The organism is Pseudomonas sp. CIP-10 (genome assembly GCF_020911845.1).
In the GTDB taxonomy this organism is placed as follows: Bacteria; Pseudomonadota; Gammaproteobacteria; order Pseudomonadales; family Pseudomonadaceae; genus Aquipseudomonas; species Aquipseudomonas alloputida.
On the sequence record NZ_CP087160.1, the window covers coordinates 3147337 to 3167757 of the forward strand.

Here is a 20421-nt window from a genome sequence, read left to right on the forward strand (position 1 = left end):
TGCCCACCGAAGGAAAGGTGTACATAGCCGATGCCTGAACATTTTCGTGCGTTGATCGTCATCCTGTTTTTGGCGAGCGTGGTCTTCCTGATGGCGCGCCGGCCTGCCACCGACCTGATTCCGCTCAGCGACTACAAGCGCCGGCGCAATCTGTGGTTCCTGCTGACCCTGCTGGCTTTTTTCTCGCACAGCTTCTGGCTGTACCTGGGCGTGGGCGCGGTCGTCCTGTTGCTGGCCGGGCGCCGCGAGCACAACCCCATGGCGCTGTTCTACATGCTGCTGTTCCTGATCCCGCCAGCGTCGGTGCAGGTGCCCGGGTTTGGCGTGGTCAATTACCTGGTCGACCTGAACCATATTCGCCTGCTGAGCCTGTGCGTGCTGCTGCCGGCCGCGCTGCACCTGCGCCGCCAGGGTGACACCCTGCGCTTTGGCCGCACCTGGGCTGATAAATTGCTGGCGGCCGGCCTGCTGTTGCTGAGCGTGCTCTATTTACGCGAAACCACGCCTACCGACACGCTGCGCCAGGCGCTGTACCTGTATGTCGACGTACTCCTGCCGTATTACGTGGCCAGCCGTGGCCTACGTCAGATCAGCGACTTCAAGGACACCCTGCTGGCCTTCGTACTCGCCTCTTTCGTCATGGCGCTGATCGCTGTGGCCGAGTATGTGCGCCACTGGTTACTGTACAGCGCCCTGGTCGACGCCATGGGCGTGCCATGGAGCATGTCCGGCTACCTGAGCCGCGGCGGTGCGCTGCGGGCAAGCGTCACCACCGGCCAGGCGATTGTACTGGGTTACGTAATGAGCGTGGCCATCGGCCTGTTCCTGTTCGTGCAAGGCTATGTGCAACGCCCGTTGCACAGGGCCATGGGCGCCCTGCTGCTGGCCGCCGGGCTGTTCGCGCCATTGTCGCGTGGCCCGTGGATCGGCGCCGTGGTCATCGTGGTGGTGTTCATTGCCCTGGGCAAAGGCGCCGTCAAGCGCCTGGCGCTGCTGGGTGCGGCTGGCATGCTGGCGTTGCCCTTGCTGACTGTCGTGCCTGGCGGCGACAAGGTGCTGGACCTGTTGCCGTACATCGGCAGCATCGAGAAAGAGAACATCACCTACCGCGAGCGGCTGATGGACAACGCCTGGATCGTCATCCAGCGCAACCCATTGTTCGGCTCCTTCGATTTCCGTAACACACCCGAAATGCAGGCGATGATCCAGGGCGAAGGCATCATCGATATCGTCAACACCTACATCAACCTGGCGCTGCGGGCCGGCCTGGTCGGGCTAGGCCTGTTCGTGGCGTTCTTTGCCGTGCTGCTGCTGGGTATCCGCAGGGCCATGCTCAGTTTTGCCGACAAGGATGACGAACGACGACAGCTCGGCCGGGTGTTGCTGGCAACGCTGATCGGCATTCTGGTCATCATCTTCACCGTCAGCAGCATCACCTTCATCCCGGTGGTGTACTGGTCTATCGCAGGGCTGGGCGTGGCCTACATCCAGATGGTTCGCCGCCTGCACAACAGCCCGGCCGTTGAGCTGGCAGAACCCGACCTACAACCCAGGTAATGCTCATGAATAGGCTGTCCCTGCGTCATTACGTGCGCCTTTCGGCCATTGCCGGCCTGGCCCTGCTGCCGCTGGCCAGCTGGGCTTCAGACTGGCAGGTCAGTGTCGATGAGCAAAATGGCTTGCCTGCCGTGACACACGGCGGTGGCCCGGTCATGAAGGCCAAATTCGATTTCTGGGCTGCCAACTGGAGCTGGACCGGTTTCTATACCGACTTCAAGGTCAATGGCCCTTACCACTACACGCTGCGGGGCAAGAACAAGGAACTGGACTTCGACCTGCAGGCTGACATCCGTAAGGAACAGGCACAAACCCTGAGCTGGGCCTTCGACCTCGACGCCCACAGCCGCCAGAACGGTGTCATGGGTGGCGGCATGGTGTTCCAGTTCGATCCGGCACAAATCGCCGGCGACATGGGGGCCCCGCAGTTGCTGCCCGACAACCGCGGCTGGACGTGGGGCAAGGCCGACCAGGGTCGCCGCATCGAAATGCGCTTCGACCCGCCACTGGCCAAGGTCTATTTCGAGCGCGGCAACCCGTCCGAGCTGCGCGCATTCCTCTACAAGGACCCGATCAGCGCCGGCCGCCAGCAGCTCAAGGCTGTGCTCAACGTGACCGGCGACATCGAACTCGGCCCGACGCCCACCGAGCGCTTCGGCCTGGCAGACCCCGCCAAGTGGCCTGATGACCAACTGGACTGGCGCACCTCGCCGGTGGACCTGTCGTTCCTCAACGCAGCGGAAAAACCCGCCGGCAAGCGTGGCTTCGTCAAGGCGGTCGGCGACCAGTTGATGTTCGCCGACAATACTCCAATACGCTTCTGGGGCACCAACCTGTCGGCCTACTCGCTGTTCAAAAGCCCCGACGACGAAATACGCCAACAGGCCAAACGCCTCTCGGCACTGGGTTTCAACCTGGTGCGCTTGCATCACCACGACTCGCCCTGGGTCAGCCCCAACGTATTTGGCGACGGCACCTTGGTGCGCGATACCCAGCAGCTCAGCACTGAATCGCTGCGCAAGCTCGACCTGTGGATCAAGTCACTCAAGGACGAAGGCATCTACATCTGGCTGGACATGCATGTGCAGCGTGCGTTTACCGCCAACGACAATATCGAAGACTTCAAGGAGCTGCCCGAGAAGGATGGTCGCGTCGACCTGAAGGGTTACGCCTACGTGAACGACAGTATCCAGCAAGCGATGAAACGCTTCGCCGAGCAGTACCTGACCCATGTGAACGAATACACGGGCCTGGCCTACAAGGACGACCCGGCCATCGCCGCCGTGCTGATCACCAACGAGAATGACCTGACCCAGCATTACGGCAACGCCCTGATGCCGAACAAGGATGTACCGCGCCACAGCGAGCGCTACATGACCGCAGCCAAGGCCTTTGCCAAACAGTTTGACCTGCCCGCCGACCTGACCTGGCGTGCCTGGGAGCATGGGCCGTCGAAGCTGTTGCTCAACGAGCTGGAACAACGCTTCAATGCCGACATGATCGCCCACTTGCGCAGCGTGGGCGTGAAAGTCCCCATTGCGACCACCAGCACCTGGGGCGGCAATGGGCTTAGCGCACTGCCGGCACTGAGCGTTGGTGATGTCATCGACGCCCACAGCTACGGCGACGCAGGCCAACTGGAGAAGAACCCGCTGACCAGCGACGGCATGATCGACTGGATTGCGGCCGCCCAGGTCGTCGGCAAACCGCTGACCGTCACCGAGTGGAACGCCGAGCCCTTCCCGCTGCCGGACCGTCACTCGCTACCCATTTACATCGCCGGCACTGCCAGCCACCAAGGCTGGGACGCCATGCTGCAATACGCCTACAGCCAACAAGCATTCAACCCAGGTTGGCGCACGGCGGACAACTGGCACGCGTACAACGACCCGGCGATGATCGCCACCCTGCCCGCCGCTGCCCTGCTCTATCGCCGTGCGGACGTGAAACCCGCCACCACTCGCTACGTGTTCGCACCGACACCTGACACCCTGTACAACCAGGAAATCACCCCGCGTAACTCACCGCTGTTGCGCACGGCCATGGAAAAGGGCCAGTTGCAGATCGCCCTGCCACACACGCCGCAATTGCCCTGGCTAAAACCCGCGCCCATCCCGGCAGGCGCGCAGGTGCTGCATGACCCGGGGCAATCGCTGCTGGCCGCCGATGCCACCGAGTCGGTGACCGATACGGGCGAGCTCAGGCGCAACTGGCAACAAGGCATCTACACCATCGACACGCCACTGACCCAGGCCGCCAGCGGCTGGCTGGGCGGCCGCCCGGTCAACCTGGGTGCCATTCAGGTACAAGCGAAAACGCCTTACGCCAGCGTCGTGGTCCAGAGCCTGGACGGCAAGCCACTGGGCCAGTCGCGCGAGCTTCTGCTGTCTCTGGGCACCCGTGCCATGCCCAAGGCCGATGACAAGACGCCGTTCAATGTCGAGCCCCTTGAAGGCCGCCTGGACATCAAGGCACCCGCCGGCCTGAAACTGTTCGCCCGCGATGCACGGGAACAGCTGAAGCCGCTGCCAGTGGCCTACAAGGATGGGCAATACACCATTACCTTCGACGGTACCTACATGTCCAATTGGCTATTCTTGAAATAGAGCATATGGCCATCTACGCTCAGGTCACCTGTAGCTGATCATCCCACCTGCACGTGTCAGGGAGTGTTCACTGCGTCTGTAAACAGCAGATTCCAGGAGGTGGGGATGAAATATCTGGTTGTGGGTGGTGCGGGCTACATTGGCTCGCACATGGTCAAGCACCTGCTCGCCGCCGGCCATGAAGTGCTGGTGGCGGACCTGGTCTCACCTGGCCCCGGTATCCAGTGGGCCAAGCTCGACATCGCCGACGAAGCCGCACTGGATGTGCTGTTTGGCGTGTGCCACTTCGATGCGGTGTTTCACTTCGCCTCGTTCATTCAAGTGGGCGAGTCGGTCAGTGCACCCGGCAAGTACTACCAGAACAACGTCGCAGCCACCCTTTCCCTGCTGCAGGCCATGGTCAATGCCGGCATCAGGCACCTGGTGTTTTCTTCGAGTGCCGCCGTTTACGGCAATCCGCAGTACGTGCCGATCGATGAAGCGCACACCAAGGTGCCGATCAACCCGTACGGGTTGAGCAAATGGATGGTCGAGCAGATTCTTGAGGACTTCGACCGGGCCTATGGTTTGAAGTCGGTATGCCTGCGCTATTTCAATGCAGCGGGCGCTGACCCGGAAGGCCAGCTAGGCGAGCGTCATGAACCGGAAACCCATCTGATCCCCTTGATCCTGCAGGCTGCATCTGGCCGGCGTGAGGCGGTGACAGTGTTTGGTCGCGACTACGACACACCGGATGGCACCTGCATACGCGACTACGTGCATGTGGCAGACCTGGCGGCGGCCCATTCACTGGCAGTGGATTATTTACTGGACGGTGGCGAGCGTGCCGCGTTCAACCTGGGCAATGGCCTGGGCTTTTCGGTGCAGCAGGTGATCGATACGGCCCGGGCAGTGACCGGGCGACAGATCAATGCCCTTGACGCACCGCGTCGCGCCGGCGACCCGCCACGGCTGGTGGCGGATGCGAGCAAAGCCATGCAGGTGCTGGGCTGGCGCCCGGCATTCGCCTCGCTTGAGCAGATTGTTCGGCATGCGTGGCAGTGGGAGTTGCAGTATCCCTGGGAGCGCTGAGTTGCCCTCGGCTTCCTGTAGGCGCAGCACAAGGCGGCGTCTACAGGCGCATTGCCAGAAGGCTCAGTAATAGGTGCGCGGCTGTTCGTCAGCCTTGTTCAACACTGTCCCGATCAGGTTCACCGTGCCCAGGTGATGCAGGCAATCCTCGATTTCCTTCTTGTTGTTCATTCCGTTGGCCACCACCAGCAACACGCAGTCGAACTTGGGCATCACGGTGATCGCATCGTCCGAGCTGAGCAGCGGTGGCAAATCGAAAATGCAGATGCGCGATTCGTAGCGGTTGCGCAAATCGCCAATCAGGTTGTTCACCTTGGGCGAGGACAGCATCTCGGTCGACAGGGGCACGGGTACCCGCGTTGGCAGCACCACGAAGCGCGGCAAGGTGGGGTTGACCAGACAGTCCTGCAACTCGGCCTTGTCCGTCAGAAACTCGTTCAGTGCCTGCTCCATGGGCAGGCCCAGGTAACTGCCGACCTTGGGCCGGCGCAGGTCGAAGTCCACCAGCAACGCAGTCTTGGTGGTATGGTGGGCAATACTCATGGCCAGGTTGATCGCCAGCATTGTCTTGCCCGCTTCCGGCGTTGGCGAGGTGATGGCCAAGGTGCGCCAGCCGTTCTCATCCATGGCCCTGAGCACCTGCGTACGCAACAGGTCGATCGGCCCGTTCATGTTGGAGTTCTTGTTGTACGCCACGATGCGGTTACGCTCCAGGTGGTCTGCACGCAGCGGCACCACCTTGGTGTTCACGTAATCGAACTGACCCGGCACTTCGGCCAGCGCCGTACCGGGGGCGGGAGACAGTGCCTGGGGAGTACCCGGGGTAACCTGATGAATATTGTTGCCAACAGCCGGCTTGATCCTGTCCATCACTGCTTTCCCTATACAAACCGAGACATGACTTTGTACAACAGCACATCCAGTGGCATGTAGAACACGTGCACCAGCCCTATCATGATAGCTGCCAACGCCAGTGCCGCCAGGATCAGGCGATTGCGCCAGCGCTTGCGTCGAGCCACGTCGGCCCGGGTATCGATATAAGGCAGTGCCACCAGTACCCGTTTGCCCAGCAGACTTTCCAGGGCACCAACGCCACGCACGCGCTGATTGAGCATTTCCAGCAGCATCACCAACGCCCCGCCACCGGCCGGTGCCAGCACCAGACCCAGCGCAGCGATTTTCTTGCGGTTAGGCTTGATCGGCTTCTCAGGCAACAGAGGAGGCTCCAGCAGCACAAAGCGTTCAGCCTTGTTTTCCTGCTCGAGGCTTTCGGTAATCTTTGCGCCCATTTCCTTGGCACGAATCTCTTCGTATTTCTTGCGCGCGTTGTCGTGGTCACGCATCAAGGTCACCAGACCACGCTCGACTTGCGGCGCCTCGAGGATCTCGGCTTCGTAGCCTTCCATTTTCCGGGTCAGCTCACGCTTTTGTTCTGCCAGCGAGGCAATACGCACCTGGGCGGCGCTCATCTTGGCGCGAACACGGGCCGCGTCGAGGCTGACCGTGGACACGGCCGCAGTGCTCCCCCCACTGGCTTCGAGAGCCTGTATCTTGCGTTTGACCGACACTACATCCGGGTGGGCATCCTTGTAACGGGTCAGCAGCTGCGCGTATTCGGCTTTCAGGCTTGGCAGGTCGTCGGGCTGGTCGGCACGGGTTGGCCGGGTGCCCTCGGCAGCCTTGGTGGCAAGGCCGGCATTGGCCGCAGACAGCTCCAGCTCAAGGTAGCGCAGCTCCTCCTGGGCAGCCTTGTAGTCACGGTCGACCTCACGGAATTCCAGCTCCGCCCGCGACAGCATGTTCATCCGCAGGGTCTGGTGCTCGGGCAAGGCATTGGCATGGGCCTGCTTGAAATCGGCCAGCTGATTTTCCAGGGTGGCCAGCTCGGCACCCAGCTTGTTGGCTTCCTGGGTGAGGAATTCGGTGGTTTCGTTGGCCCGCTCGGTGCGCTGCTTGAGGTTTTCGTTGAGGAACAGCGTCACCAGTTCATCGGCGACTTCCTTGGCTACTTGTGCCTGTTTGTGCTCGAACGACACATTGAACGCCACGGTCGCCTCACCACGACCGCGCACGAAGGTGGTAAGGGTTTCGACCACGATCGCGTTGCGCATCTGGTCGATCTTGTCGCTTTCGCTGAAGCGCTTGTCGGCGAAGAGCTCGTACTTGCCGATGATGCGCAGCAGGTTGTCGCGGGTCATCACCCGTTGGCGGATCACCTCGATGCGCTCATCGGCAAAGCTTGTGTTGTTGGTCGACACCAGCTCAGGCGAAATCTGCTGCGACTCCACCAGAATGGTGCCGGTCGACTGATAGATCGGCGGCACCATCAGCGCGACGGCCACGGTCGCGGCGAGAATGACTGCGGCACTCACCCCTAACACCAGGGCCCTGTCCTTGATAATGGCGATGTAATCTCTGAGGGAGAGCTCGTAGTCAGACTTCATAGGGCCACCTGCCTGCAGTTCAGATGTCGGGGTACCTGTACGTCAACGTCAAACCAACGATCGTAGCGGTCGCATCCGGTACATGGTCCTGCTGCCGTTCCTTGTACATCAGCGACAGGCGCAGGTCCCAGTAAGGCGAAAACTGGCGGCTGGCCCATACGCTGTAAGTCTGCAGCGTGTTGGGCGACTGCCCTTTGCTGTCTTGCCACGCGGCGTCGGCACCGACCCGGGACAACTCGGTCAGCGCATAGCTCCACACACCACGCACCTGGTCCAGCTCGGCGAAGCCGCCTTCGGCGCTTGCTACCGTGCTGCGCTCGGCGGTAAAGCTGGCGTCGGCACGCGGGCCGGTGTAAAGCAGCGCAACACCACCCTCCCCGCGCCGGCCGCCGTCATCACCTGACACTTGGTTGACGCCAACATGGGCATCGGCGCTCAAGCCTTCGGCAAGCTGGTATTTGATGCCGACTGCCGGGGTGTAGCTGTTGGAAGCGGTCGCGGTAAGGTCCTGGTCTGGCTCATAGCGCCGGGCACCAAAACGGGTATACAGGTCAGCTCGCTCACTCCAGGCGTAAGTCCAGGTAAAGACGTTCGCCAGTTCGTCGTAGCCCGTCAGCGTGCTGATGTCATAACGGGCACGGCTGTAGGTGGTTTCGTTGCTCAAGGTACTGCGCTCGGTCACCGCCTGGCTCCAGTTGCCAGTCAAGGTGTAAAGCTTCTGCGTACCGTCGGTGGTAATCACCCCGGTATCCAGTACTGTCCCCGACAATGTCGAGCTTTCGTTGTAGCGCCCCACCAGGCCGAACCGCCCCCGCTCGGTGGTACGCTGCCAACCCAGGCTGATGTCAGGGTCTTCACGGTCATCGACGATATCCGTATCGGACGAGCGCAGCACATGCATGCCAAGCCCCAACCTCAATTCGTCACGGTCGAAAGTACCAATCAGGGTGTAATCCGGCGCGATGATCGTGCGCGTTATGCCCTTTTCCCCCGAGGTCAACAGCAATGGGTTGCTGTCGTATTCGACGGATGTCGGTACCACCACCGTAGACTGCCAATTTGCCGCCAGTACCGCGTCCGTGAACGGCAAGACCAGGATTGCCGTTGCAATGCGAGTTGTTCTAAGAAGAGGCATTAAATGTTCTTATTAAAGGCAAGATCAAGGAACGACCAGCGTATCGCCAGCCTGAAGTTGGATGTTGGTGGACATGTCCCGCCCAGACACCAGGTCCTTATATCGCACGGGCAGGATCTTTTGGGAAGCACCGGTGCCGCGGACCACCTTGATTTCGCTTTCATCCGCAAACTTGTCCAGGCCGCCCGACATGCTCAGCGCCTGCAATACGGCCGTGGGGCCTGCCATTTGCACAGGCCCGGGCTTGATCACTTTGCCCTGTACATAGACCATGTTGCCGGCAATGCTTTTGACGACAACGCTGACGTTAGGGTCGGGGAGGAATTTTTCGAGTTTGGCAGCGACCTGCTTTTCCACTGCCGTCACATCCAGCCCGGCAACATTGATGCGCCCGGCCAAGGGGAAGGTGATACTGCCATCGGGAAGTACGGTGGCTTCTTGACGCAGGCTGTCTTCCTGCCACACCGATACCATCACCACATCGCCGGGGCTGAGCAGGTAGGCAGCACTGCTCTGGTCGGCGTTACCGGCGCCAGACCACACCGTCAGCATGCAGAAAGCGGCAAACATTGAACGCACCATGAGGGTCCCTCCGGCCAAATGGCCCGACAAAGAGCACTGAATGAGAACAACACACCAACTCTCGCTCCGCTTCACGGCGCACAGCTGCCGTGATGGCCTCGACCTTCCTGGAGGCCCTTGCCTTGACGCTGCAGACGTGGCTGCAACGCCTTGTAAACGTTGGTCCTACGGGCTACTGGGAATATAGCAACGGTTGGAGAATTCACAAGCCATGCTTGTGGCCTCGCAGCAAGGGGTCACTTTAGGACCCGGTATACGGCTCAGATCTTTCTGCGGTTGGCAACGGCAACAAAACCGACCACAGCAAAGGCAAAGAACCAGCCTGCAGTTGAAACAGGAATGATACTGTTCTGATTTATATACGAATCCGCTGCGCGGGCAGCACCACTTAGCATCACCAGCAAGAACATCGATTTGATTATCAGAGTCGTGCGCATACTCCCCTCCTAAAAACAGGAAAATCAATTAGTTATTGGCGCTGTGCTGCGGGAGTTGTTTCGTTGTTGACTTGAGCTTATGGGCACAATGACACTACGTCAATGATCCGACACCATAATAAAATTCAATGAGCGATGGGCGCATTCGTCAAAAAAACGGCATGCAGATTATGCAAGGGAGGGATGATGCGATGAACATGGCGTTTCACAGCTGAGAACACGTGGGGGCATGATTACCCCCTGCGGTTTCATTCGTCTGCGTGGTGAACCACAACCAGTAACTGCGCCGGTGTCGCACCTACCGAGCGCAGGCGGTGCGGCGTCTGGGCATTGAAATGCAGGGCGTCGCCCTGCTCCAGCAACACCCGCTCACTCATGAAATCCACTTCCACCTGGCCTGCGTGAACAAACAGGAACTCTTCGCCCTGGTGTTCCTTGAACGTGGGGTCGCTGAACTCGGACGGCGGCTGAATCAGAAACGGCAGCAGGCTGCGCTGGCCAACCTGACTGGTGAGGGCCGCGTACCCCGGCCCTTGCCCATCGCCCACCAAGGCCTGGCGCTCGGTACGGCGCACCAGGCTGTAGCGGCTCTGACCGGGCTGTTCTTCGGCGAACAGCTCTTCGACATTGACGTTCAGTGCCCTCGCCAGTTTCAGCGCCGCAGCGATCGAGGGCGTGTTGAGGCCGCGCTCGACCTTGGACAGGTAGCTTTTGGTCATGCCAGTCTTTTCGGCCAGCATTTCCAGGGTCATCCCCAGTTTCTTACGCAGCAGTTTCAATCGGATAGACATGTGACGCGGGTTTCCCAGGCTGAGGCAGCCATGATACGCGTCTGAAAGCTGGCGCCAAGTCTCCAGGGGCCTCGAATCAAGGCATCACGGGCGGCACGTACTGCAGCGTTGTACCCAGCGCCCAAAGCAACACCAGCACCAACGGCACATGCACCAGCAATTGCACGAACGAGAAACCGATCAGGTCGCGCGCCTTGAGCCCCAGCACGCCCAGCAGCGGCAGCATGTAGAACGGGTTGATCAGGTTCGGCAAAGCTTCGGCCGCGTTGTAGATCTGCACGGCCCACCCCAGGTGGTACTGCAGGTCGTTGGCCACCAGCATCACGTAAGGGGCCTCGATGATCCACTTGCCGCCACCTGAAGGGATGAAGAAGCCCAGCACCGCCGAATACACGCCCATCAGCACGGCATACGTGTCATGGGTGGCAATCTGGGTGAAGAACAGTGAAATATGGTGGGCCAGCGTCTGTTCATCGACGCCCTTCACCTGCGTGAGGATAGCGGCGATCGAACCATACAGCGGGAACTGGATGAGCACACCGGTGGTGGTCGGTACCGCGCGTGCCACCGCGTCAAGGAAGCTGCGTGGGCGCCAGTGCAGCAAAGCACCGAGCATGATGAACAACAGGTTGTAGGTGTTGAGCCCCGAGATGGCGGTAATCGCAGGTTTTGTCGCAAACTCCTGATACAGCCAGCCAGCAGCCAAGGCCACCAACAGCAGGATCAGGATCGGGCTGTGTTCCAGCCACTCCCCCGGGCGCGTGCGTTGCGGCGCGGGTGGCGCTGTGAAGCTGGGGTCGACACCGCAGTCTTCTGCGCTACGTGCGCTGTTCGGGCCCGGAGCGGTGGCATAGGCGATCACCAGCGAGACCACCACCAGTGCCGCCAACATCACGCCGGACTGCCAGAGAAAGATGGTTTCGGTAAACGGGATCACCCCGGTTATCGACAGGATTGAAGGTGGCAGGCTGGCCGGGTTGGCCTGCAGCTGCGCCGCCGAGGATGACAGGCCCAACGCCCACACCGCACCCAGGCCCAGGTAAGCCGCCGCACCCGCAGCGCGGTAGTCCATCTTCAGGTCGGTGCGCCTTGCCAGGGCGCGCACCAACAAACCTCCAAACACGAGCGACAGCCCCCAGTTGAGCAAGGAGGCCAGCATCGAGATCAGTGCTACCCAGCACACTGCCGAGCGCCCATTGCCGGGGATGCGCGCCAGGCGATCGATCAGCCTCGCGGCGGGCGGCGAGCTGGCCACCACATAACCGCCGATGACCACGAAGGCCATCTGCATGGTGAACGGTATCAGGCTCCAGAAGCCGTCGCCAAACGCCTTGGCGGTGTCGGTCGGTTTGGCGCCCATGGCCAGTGCGCCGATACACACCAGCAGCACCGCCAGCGCGGCGAACACCCAGGAGTCGGGGAACCAGCGTTCAGCCCAGTTGGAGCAGCGCAAGGCAAAGCGCGCGGAGCGGCTGTCTTGAATTTCAGCGGCCACGGTTGAATTCCTTTTATTGGTTTTATGGGATGAAGCGGTATTGCCAGGCAACGCAAAAAACCTGTGGGAACGGGTTGACCCGCGAATGCGGCGGTCAATGTACCGACGCATTCACGGGTCAACCCGCGCCTACAGGGTGAGATCACGTCATGCCTTAGAAGGTCATTTCCTTCACATCATCCGGCACGATCAGTTTGCCGGCGGTTTTCTCGATGATTTCCTCGACGCTGACCCCTGGCGCGGTCTCGCGCAGGATGAAGGCGCCGTCTTCGATTTCCAGGTAGGCCAGGTCGGTCAGCACCTTGCGGATGCAGCCTGCACCGGTCAACGGCAGGCTGCACTGTGGCAGCAACTTGGACTCGCCGTCCTTGGAGGCGTGGGTCATGGTAACGATGATGTTGTCGGCGCCGGCCACCAGGTCCATGGCCCCGCCCATGCCCTTGACCAGCTTGCCCGGAATCATCCACGAGGCGATGTTGCCCTGCACGTCCACCTCGAAAGCCCCCAGTACGGTCAGGTCGACGTGGCCGCCACGGATCATGGCGAACGATTGTGCCGAATCGAAAATCGAGGCGCCGCGGCGGGCGGTGACCGTTTGCTTGCCGGCGTTGATCATGTCGGCATCGAGGGTGCTTTCGGTGGGGAATTCGCCCATGCCGAGCAGGCCGTTTTCCGATTGCAGCATCACATCCATGTCGGCGGGTACATAGTTGGCCACCAAGGTGGGGATGCCGATGCCCAGATTGACGTAGTAACCGTCCTTCAGTTCACGGGCAACGCGTTGCGCCATCTGTTCGCGGGTCAGTGCCATGGTCAGGATCTCTTTATTGTTCGGGTGGATGGCGCTCAGGCCTTGACGGTGCGCTTTTCGATACGTTTTTCGAAGGTGCCGACGATGACACGGTCCACGTAGATGCCCGGGGTGTGGATTTCGCTTGGCAGCAACACGCCGGGTTCGACGATTTCTTCCACTTCGACCACGGTGATCTTGCCGGCGGTGGCCGCCAGCGGGTTGAAGTTTTGCGCAGTGTTGCGGTACACCACGTTGCCGTAGTGGTCGGCCTTCCAGCCCTTGACGATGGCGAAGTCACCGGTGATGGACTCTTCCAGGATGTACTTGCGGCCCTTGAACTCGCGGACTTCCTTGCCGTCGGCAACCGGGGTGCCATAGCCGGTGGCGGTGTAGAACGCCGGAATGCCGGCACCACCTGCGCGCATTTTTTCGGCGAGGGTGCCCTGTGGGGTCAGTTCCACTTCCAGCTCGCCACTGAGCAACTGGCGTTCGAACTCGGCGTTTTCGCCCACGTAGGAGGCGATCATCTTGCGAATCTGCCGGTCTTCCAGCAGCACGCCCAGACCAAAACCGTCAACGCCGCAGTTGTTGGAAACCACGGTCAGGCCCTTGACGCCACGCCGCTTGATTTCGCTGATAAGGTTTTCCGGGATGCCGCACAGGCCGAAACCACCGGCCAGTACCGTCATGTTGTCGGTCAGGCCTTCGAGGGCCTGTTCATAGGTTGCAACGCGCTTGTCCAGTCCGGCCATGCTGATCCGCCTTTTGTAGTTGTTTAACCGACGAGGCTGTCGGTGAGCGTGTGCAGACATCTTCACCGCAAGCGACTGATTTGTTAATTTTGTTTTCGTCATCGATTGATAATTTTTACAAAACAAACGATAGGCCCGACATGAACGTCAAACAATTGCGCGCCTTTGTCGCCGTGGCCAAGTACCAGAGCTTCGCCCAGGCCGGTGAACACCTGCACGTTTCGCAACCGGCACTGAGCCTGACCATCAAGGCGCTGGAAGAAAACCTCGGCGGCGCCCTGCTCAGCCGCACCACGCGCAGCGTCAGCCTGACTGCCGAAGGCGAAGTGCTGCTGCCACTGGCACGCCGCCTGCTGGCCGACTGGGACGATACCGAAGAGATGCTGCGCCAGCGCTTTACCCTGCAATTGGGCCGTGTGTCAGTGGCGGCCATGCCGGCTTTTGCCGGCAACCTGTTGCCCCACGCGCTCAAGGTGTTTCGCCAGCGCTACCCCAAGGTCAACGTCACGGTGCACGACGTGATCAACGAACAGGTACAGGAACTGGTACGCCATCGCCGCGTCGAACTGGGCATCGGCTTCGAGCCGGATAACATCGATGGGCTGGACTTCCACCCGTTGTACATGGACCGCTTCGTTGCGGTAGTGGCCGCCGAATCGCCCTTGGCGCTGCTGCCCCAGGTCAGCTGGGCACAGCTGATGGCCGAAGATTTCGTGGCCCTGCAGCGCCCTTCGGCGGTGCGCCTGCTGATGGAGCAGAATGTGGCGGCCCGCCACGGCAAGCTGGCAGTCGCGTTCGAAAGCCACCAGCTGACGACCATCGGCCGCATGGTGGCCAGCGGCCTGGGGGTCAGTGCTGTGCCGGCGCTGTGCATCAACCAGATGCAGGAGCTGGGTGCCCGCTGCGTAACCTTGGTCGAGCCCACTGTCGAGCGGCGCATCGGCGTGATTGCCCTCAGCGAGCACAAGCTTTCCACCGCAGCGCAGGCACTGCTTGAGGTGCTTCTTTCCAATACCCGGATCCCGGAGGTGACATGCGTTACGTAAAGCTGGCAGGCACGAGTGTTCCAGCCATCGGCCAAGGCACCTGGTACATGGGCGAAGACCCAGGTCGCAAGGCTGCCGAAGTCGCGGCGCTGCAACAGGGCATCGAGCTGGGCCTGAACCTGATCGACACCGCCGAGATGTATGCCGAAGGGGGGGCAGAAGAGGTCGTTGGCCAAGCCATTGCCGGGCGCCGCGACCGGGTATTTCTGGTCAGCAAGGTCTACCCGCACAATGCCGGCCTGCGCGGCATGGCGGCTGCCTGCGAACGCAGCCTCACGCGCCTGGGCACTGATTGCATCGACCTGTACCTGCTGCACTGGCGGGGTCAGCACCCGCTGGAGGAAACCGTCGAAGGCTTCGAGCGCTTGCGCGAGCAGGGCAAGATCAAGCGTTGGGGCGTGTCCAACTTCGACGTCGACGACCTGCGCGAACTGCACAACCCTGATTGTGCCACCAACCAGGTGTTGTATAACCCGGCCCAACGCGGCATCGAATTCGACTTGCTACCGTGGTGCGAAAAACGTGGCTTGCCAACCATGGCCTACTGCCCGCTGGCTCAGGCCGGGCGCTTGTTGCAGCACCCGGTACTGGCGGAAATCGCCGAGCGCCATGGCGCCACACCGGCCCAGGTCTGCCTGGCCTGGGTGACCCGCGATGACGGCGTGATCGCCATCCCCAAGGCGGTGGCGCCCGAGCACGTGCGGCTCAATGCGGCGGCGGGAGCGCTGACCTTGACCGGTGAAGACCTGCGGGCGATCGACCGGGCGTTCCCTGCACCGACGCGCAAGCAGCGGTTGGCGATGGTGTAGGCGAGCACAAGCGGGACCAGGACGCGACCTTTGGGAGCAACTGTCTTGCTCAATTTCTAAAAGCTGGCGCGATCCCTGTGGGAGCGGCCTTGTGTCGCGATAGGGCCGCGCAGCGGCCCCAGGATCTCGGCATCATGCATAGATTGCTGGGGCCGCTTTGCGGCCCTATCGCGACACAAGGCCGCTCCCACATGGGGGCTCAGGCCTAGTGGCAAACGTGGCCGTCGACCAAGGAATAACGCACCGTGGCCGATGAATGATTGGGGCAGGCTCAAGGTTGCAGGCGGTCAATGTGGGGCATGCCCGCGAACACCGGCAAGGCCGGTGCCCTGCAACGCGGTGGCTGCTTCGCGGGCTCGCCCGCACCCACAGGGAACCGCGCAAGTACCGAGCGTTGGGGGTCAGTGAAAATCCCGGCTGCGCACATCCAGCCCTTGCAGCAGCAGACTCACATCCTCCAACCGCCGCGCTATCAGGTGCCGCACCCCATTCTCCTGCTCCAACCGCCCACTGACCTTGAGCAACTGCGAACCCACCAGCGCCCGCCGCTGCCGTTCGGCCAGCGCACGCCACACCACCACGTTGACCATGCCATGTTCGTCTTCCAAAGTAACGAAGGTCACACCGCTGGCGGTTTGAGGCCGTTGCCGGCCCACCACCAGCCCGGCCACGGCAATGTTGTCGCCATGCTCCACACCCTGCAATTCACTGGAGCTGCGACACCCCAGTGCCCTCAGGCGAGCGCGCAACAGGGCCAGCGGATGTGGGCCAAGCGTAGTGCCGAGGGTTTGATAATCGGCCATCAGGTCCTCGCCCACGGTTGGCACGGGCAATTGCACCGGTTCTTCAGGCAAGGCCTGCACATCGGCGAACAACGGCAGCTGCGGCTGCACCGCCGCCACCTGCCAGCGCGCCTGATGCCGATCGCTGGCCAAGGCGCGCAGCGCCCCGCCATCAGCCAGGCGGGCACGGGCCCGTGCGTCCAGGCCGGCGCGCAGGCACAGGTCTTCGACGTTGCGCCACGGCCGCTGCGCCCTCGCCTGCTGCACGCGCCTGGCATCGGCTTCGGCCAGGCCACGCACCAGTCGCAGGCCCATGCGAATGGCCAGGGTGCCTTCAGCATCAGGCTCCAGGGTGCAGTCCCAGTCGCTGTGGCAGACATCAACCGGCCGTACCTCGATACCTTGACGGCGAGCCTCTTGCAGCAGCTGATCAGGGCTGTAGAAGCCCATCGGCCAACTGTTGACCAACGCACAGGTGAAGATCGCCGGCTCATGGCACTTCAGCCAACTGCTGGCATAGCACAGCAAGGCGAAGCTGGCCGCATGCGACTCAGGGAAGCCATAGCTGCCAAACCCCTTGATCTGCTCGAAGATGCGCTCGGCAAACGCCAGCGTGTAACCATTGCGCAACATGCCCTGCACCAGCCGTTCGCGGTGCGGTTCCAGGCCGCCGTGGCGCTTCCAGGCTGCCATGCTGCGACGCAACTGGTCGGCCTCGCCCGGGGTATAGTCGGCCGCGACCATCGCCAGCTCCATCACCTGCTCCTGGAACAGCGGCACGCCCAAGGTACGTTCGAACACTTCCTTCAGTTGCGGCGACGGATACGTCACCGGTTCCTGCTTTAGGCGCCGGCGCAGGTACGGGTGCACCATGTCACCCTGAATCGGCCCGGGGCGGACGATGGCAACCTCGATGACCAGGTCGTAGAACTTTTGGGGCCGCAGCCGCGGCAACATGGCCATTTGCGCGCGTGACTCGATCTGGAACACGCCCATGGTCTCGGCACGGCTGATCATGGCGTAGGTGGCCGGGTCTTCGCTGGGGATGGTCGCCAGGGTCAGGTGCCGGCCACGGTGGTGCTGCAGCAGGTCGAAGCAGCGGCGCAAGGCGCTGAGCATGCCCAACGCCAGTACGTCGACCTTGAGCAGGCCAACCATGTCCAGGTCATCCTTATCCCACTGGATCACCGTGCGCTCCGGCATCGCGGCATTCTCCACCGGCACCAGCTGGTCGAGCGGTTGCTGGGAGATGACAAAACCGCCCGGGTGCTGTGACAGGTGCCGGGGGAAGCCGATCAGTTCGCCGGCCAGCACCAGCACCCGCCGCAGCGAAGGGCTGCCCGCTTCGAAACCGGCTTCGGCCAGGCGCTGGTCATCGGGTATGCGATCGCTCCAGCGGCCACAGCATTTGGCCAGGGCATCCACCTGGTCGGCAGGTAGCCCCAGCACCCGCGCCACATCCCGCACCGCACCGGCGGCATGGTAGGTGTTGACTACCGCAGTGAGCGCCGCCCGGTGCCGGCCATAGCGACGGAACACATACTGGATCACCTCCTCGCGCCGGTCGTGTTCGAAGTCCACGTCGATGTCCGGCGGCTCGTTGCGCTCGCGCGACAGGAAGCGCTCGAACAGCAGGTGGTGTTTCATGGGGTCAAGCTCGGTGATGCCCAGTACGAAGCACACCACCGAGTTGGCTGCCGACCCCCGGCCCTGGCATAGGATGCGCTGGCTGCGGGCGAAGGCGACAATGTCGTGCACCGTCAGGAAGTAGCTTTCGTAGCCCAGCTCTTCGATCAGCCCCAGTTCCTTGGCAAGCACAGCCCGCACCTTGCCACTCGGCCCGCCTGGCCAGCGCAGCGGCAGGCCTTGCTCGCACAATTCACGCAGCCAGCTTGCCGGGGTATGCCCCTCGGGCACCAGTTCGCGTGGGTACTGGTAGTTCAGTTCGCTCAGGTCAAACTGGCAGCGCCGGGCAATGACCAGGGTCTCGGCCAGCAGGTCGAGCGGATACAACTCGGCCAGTTGCGCTTGGCTGCGCAGGTGCCGTTCGCCATTGGCAAACAGAAAGCGCCCGGCCTCGCTCACCTGGCAATGCTGGCGGATGGCAGTCATGCAGTCCTGCAAGGCACGGCGACCACGCACGTGCATGTGCACGTCGCCACAGGCCACGGCGCGGATACCCACATCAGCCGCCAGTGCCCGCAACCGTTGCAGGCGCATGGCATCGTCACTGCCCCGGTGCAGGTGCACGGCCAGCCACAGGCGCTCAGCGAACACACTGCGCAGCCACGCACCGGTAGCGGTATCGCCACTGTCAGCGGCCACCCACAAGGCCAGCAGGCCTTGGTGGTGCAGCAGCAAGTCATCACGAAACAGCTGGTACGCCCCCTTCTCTGCCCGCCGCCGGGCACGGGTGATCAGCGCGCACAGGTTCTGGTAGCCGGTCAGGTTCTCGACCAGCAGCACCAGCTTGGGCCCGTCGCACAATTGCACCTCGCTGCCAACGATCAGCCGCAGCTGGTGCACCTTGGCTGCCTGCCAGGCGCGCACGATACCGGCCAGCGTGCATTCGTCAGTGATTGCCAAGGCCTGGTAGCCCTGCTCGCGCGCACGCCGGAACAGCTCGTCGGCGCTCGATGCACCGCGCTGGAAGCTGAAGTTGGAAAGGCAATGCAGCTCGGCATAACCCGGGGTGTTCATGCGAACCAACCCTGCAGCCAAAGCGGGCCGGCCTGGCTCAGGTCGCGGTAGGCCCAGCCGCGCAAGCCGTCACGGGTTTCGATGCGGTAGTAGTCGCGACGCACATCGCCGCCATCCCACCAACCTGATTCGATGCGTTCGGCGTAGCCCTGCACCTGGTAGGCGGCGTCATCCAGCGCGATCGGTGCCGACAACAGCCACCCCGGGCGGCTGCCCGCTGCAACCGGCATGTTGCCTTGGGCACCCTGCTCCACCAACTGCCAGGCGCATTCGGGGCGGTGATCGGCGGCTGCGCCAAGCCCCTTGACGGCCTCATCCCCCAGGCGGGCGCGCAACCGCTCACGCAATTGCGCCCAGGGTTGCGCCTGTTGCGCCCGCGGGTCGAACAACGCCTGATGCTGTGGCACGAAGGGTGGCAAGTCTTCGGCAACCAGCCGCAGGTTGCGCACCGGTGCGGGTATGCGCAGCGGCTCAAGGCGCCCACGGGCCAGCTCGAACAGCATCGCAGCATCGCGTTCGGCCGCCAGCAGGCCCACCTTGAGCAGGGTATCCGGCCCCTCGGCGTGCTCCAGATGCAGGCAGAAGCGCTGCACGCCACAGTCTCGCCCGGCCAGAAAAGCAGCAAGGTCGTTGAGCATGCGCCGCAGCGGGAACAACAGCGCCTGGTGCGATTCGACGTCGAAGTTGAGTTCCAGCCGGGTTTCGAAACGGTCGGGTGGCTGGTAGAAGTCCAGCCCCAGGTTGCGCAGGCCGAGCAACTGGTCGAGGTGCAGCTGCACCTGGGCCGCAAAGCGCCTGGCCAAGGTATCGCGCGGCAAGGCCAATACCTGGCCCAGCTGGTGCAAGCCCATGCGGGCAAACGCTTCGGCCGCCTCTGCCGGCAGGCCGACGCGCGTGATGGGCATGCTAAGCAGCGCCGCTCGGGTGGCGTCGACATCGCCCACGGCCAGGCCATCGTGGCCATTGGCGAGCATGCGAGCAGCCACCGGGTTGCTGGCCAGGACAATGCGTTGACGCAGGCCCAGTTCTGCCAGTTCCTGACGCAGACGTGCCTCGAACAAAGGCCAGGGCCCGAACAGTTGCAGGCTGGAGCCCACTTCCAGCAGCAGCGCCCGAGGGTAATGCAGGCTGACCTGGGCACTGAAGCGGTAGGCCCAGGCCGCCAGCAACTGTTGCACCTGATCGATGCGTTTGGGGTCAGCTTCGACGCAGGTGAAGCCATCGGCCAGGGCACGCGCTGCGGTCAGGGTTTGCCCGGCGCGCAGGCCCAGTGCAGCGGCCGCCGGGTTGACTGCCTGCAACACGCGACGCTGGGTCGGCCCGCCAATCAGCACCAAGGGTGTGTCAGGGTCGTCACGCTCACGCAGGACGGTGTCCAGCGCAAGCTGCGGGAGCAGGATGCAGGCCCAGAGCATGGTGCA

General features: G+C 62.4%; 16 protein-coding genes. 5 read left to right on the top strand and 11 right to left on the bottom strand.

The features are described from left to right. Nucleotides 1-30 precede the first annotated feature (30 nt). The 3 genes from LMH93_RS14290 to galE all read left to right on the top strand — a co-directional run bounded on the left by LMH93_RS14290 (nucleotide 31) and on the right by galE (nucleotide 5234). On the top strand, nucleotides 31-1557 hold the full coding sequence (locus tag LMH93_RS14290) for an O-antigen ligase family protein (RefSeq protein ID WP_004374249.1): 1527 nt from the start codon (nucleotides 31-33) through the stop codon (nucleotides 1555-1557). A gap of 5 nt (nucleotides 1558-1562) precedes the next feature. Beyond that, entirely contained in the window at nucleotides 1563-4163 is a 2601-nt protein-coding gene (locus LMH93_RS14295; protein WP_230064290.1) for a cellulase family glycosylhydrolase, read from the top strand. Nucleotides 4164-4268: 105 nt separating this feature from the next. Then, nucleotides 4269-5234, top strand: a complete 966-nt coding sequence (galE, locus tag LMH93_RS14300) for a UDP-glucose 4-epimerase GalE (protein ID WP_230064291.1) — start codon at nucleotides 4269-4271, stop codon at nucleotides 5232-5234. Between the two features lie 63 nt (nucleotides 5235-5297). On the opposite strand, the gene LMH93_RS14305 is transcribed toward galE, so the two are convergent. The 9 genes from LMH93_RS14305 to LMH93_RS14345 form a co-directional block, all read right to left on the bottom strand. Next, the gene (locus LMH93_RS14305) at nucleotides 5298-6104 is read right to left on the bottom strand and encodes a CpsD/CapB family tyrosine-protein kinase (protein ID WP_060537394.1); all 807 of its coding nucleotides are present in this window, start codon (nucleotides 6102-6104) and stop codon (nucleotides 5298-5300) included. Nucleotides 6105-6115: 11 nt separating this feature from the next. Continuing rightward, nucleotides 6116-7678 carry a GumC family protein gene (locus LMH93_RS14310; protein ID WP_004374243.1) on the bottom strand — a complete coding sequence of 521 codons (1563 nt, stop codon included), beginning with the start codon at nucleotides 7676-7678 and terminating at the stop codon, nucleotides 6116-6118. Between the two features lie 19 nt (nucleotides 7679-7697). Continuing rightward, nucleotides 7698-8813, bottom strand: coding sequence for a hypothetical protein (locus LMH93_RS14315; RefSeq protein WP_230064292.1), 1116 nt, complete (start codon nucleotides 8811-8813; stop codon nucleotides 7698-7700). Between the two features lie 24 nt (nucleotides 8814-8837). Then, complete coding sequence (locus LMH93_RS14320) at nucleotides 8838-9395, bottom strand: polysaccharide biosynthesis/export family protein (RefSeq protein ID WP_004374240.1); 558 nt, start codon at nucleotides 9393-9395, stop codon at nucleotides 8838-8840. Between the two features lie 260 nt (nucleotides 9396-9655). Continuing rightward, complete coding sequence (gene eppA / locus LMH93_RS14325; protein WP_004374238.1) at nucleotides 9656-9832, bottom strand: EPS-associated small membrane protein EppA; 177 nt, start codon at nucleotides 9830-9832, stop codon at nucleotides 9656-9658. 248 nt (nucleotides 9833-10080) lie between these two features. Continuing rightward, nucleotides 10081-10623 carry a helix-turn-helix domain-containing protein gene (locus LMH93_RS14330; RefSeq protein WP_004374236.1) on the bottom strand — a complete coding sequence of 181 codons (543 nt, stop codon included), beginning with the start codon at nucleotides 10621-10623 and terminating at the stop codon, nucleotides 10081-10083. A gap of 76 nt (nucleotides 10624-10699) precedes the next feature. After that, on the bottom strand, nucleotides 10700-12118 hold the full coding sequence (locus tag LMH93_RS14335; RefSeq protein ID WP_004576289.1) for a short-chain fatty acid transporter: 1419 nt from the start codon (nucleotides 12116-12118) through the stop codon (nucleotides 10700-10702). Nucleotides 12119-12272: 154 nt separating this feature from the next. Further along, nucleotides 12273-12929, bottom strand: coding sequence for a CoA transferase subunit B (locus LMH93_RS14340; RefSeq protein WP_004576290.1), 657 nt, complete (start codon nucleotides 12927-12929; stop codon nucleotides 12273-12275). A gap of 35 nt (nucleotides 12930-12964) precedes the next feature. Beyond that, nucleotides 12965-13663, bottom strand: coding sequence for a CoA transferase subunit A (locus tag LMH93_RS14345; protein WP_004374230.1), 699 nt, complete (start codon nucleotides 13661-13663; stop codon nucleotides 12965-12967). 140 nt (nucleotides 13664-13803) lie between these two features. Here LMH93_RS14345 and LMH93_RS14350 point away from each other — a divergent pair, with 140 nt between their 5' ends. Together LMH93_RS14350 and LMH93_RS14355 are read left to right on the top strand one after the other, a co-directional pair. Then, nucleotides 13804-14709: a LysR family transcriptional regulator gene (locus LMH93_RS14350; RefSeq protein WP_230064293.1), complete on the top strand. Its 906-nt coding sequence runs from the start codon at nucleotides 13804-13806 to the stop codon at nucleotides 14707-14709. Further along, entirely contained in the window at nucleotides 14697-15518 is an 822-nt protein-coding gene (locus tag LMH93_RS14355) for an aldo/keto reductase (protein WP_230064294.1), read from the top strand. Before LMH93_RS14350 ends, LMH93_RS14355 begins: the two co-directional genes overlap by 13 nt. A 401-nt stretch (nucleotides 15519-15919) precedes the next feature. Here LMH93_RS14355 and LMH93_RS14360 read toward each other — a convergent pair whose 3' ends face one another. After that, the gene (locus LMH93_RS14360) at nucleotides 15920-19000 is read right to left on the bottom strand and encodes an error-prone DNA polymerase (protein ID WP_230064295.1); all 3081 of its coding nucleotides are present in this window, start codon (nucleotides 18998-19000) and stop codon (nucleotides 15920-15922) included. After that, on the bottom strand, nucleotides 18997-20415 hold the full coding sequence (locus tag LMH93_RS14365; protein ID WP_098090251.1) for a Y-family DNA polymerase: 1419 nt from the start codon (nucleotides 20413-20415) through the stop codon (nucleotides 18997-18999). The genes LMH93_RS14360 and LMH93_RS14365 overlap by 4 nt, the downstream gene beginning before the upstream one ends. Between the last annotated feature and the right edge of the window lie 6 nt (nucleotides 20416-20421).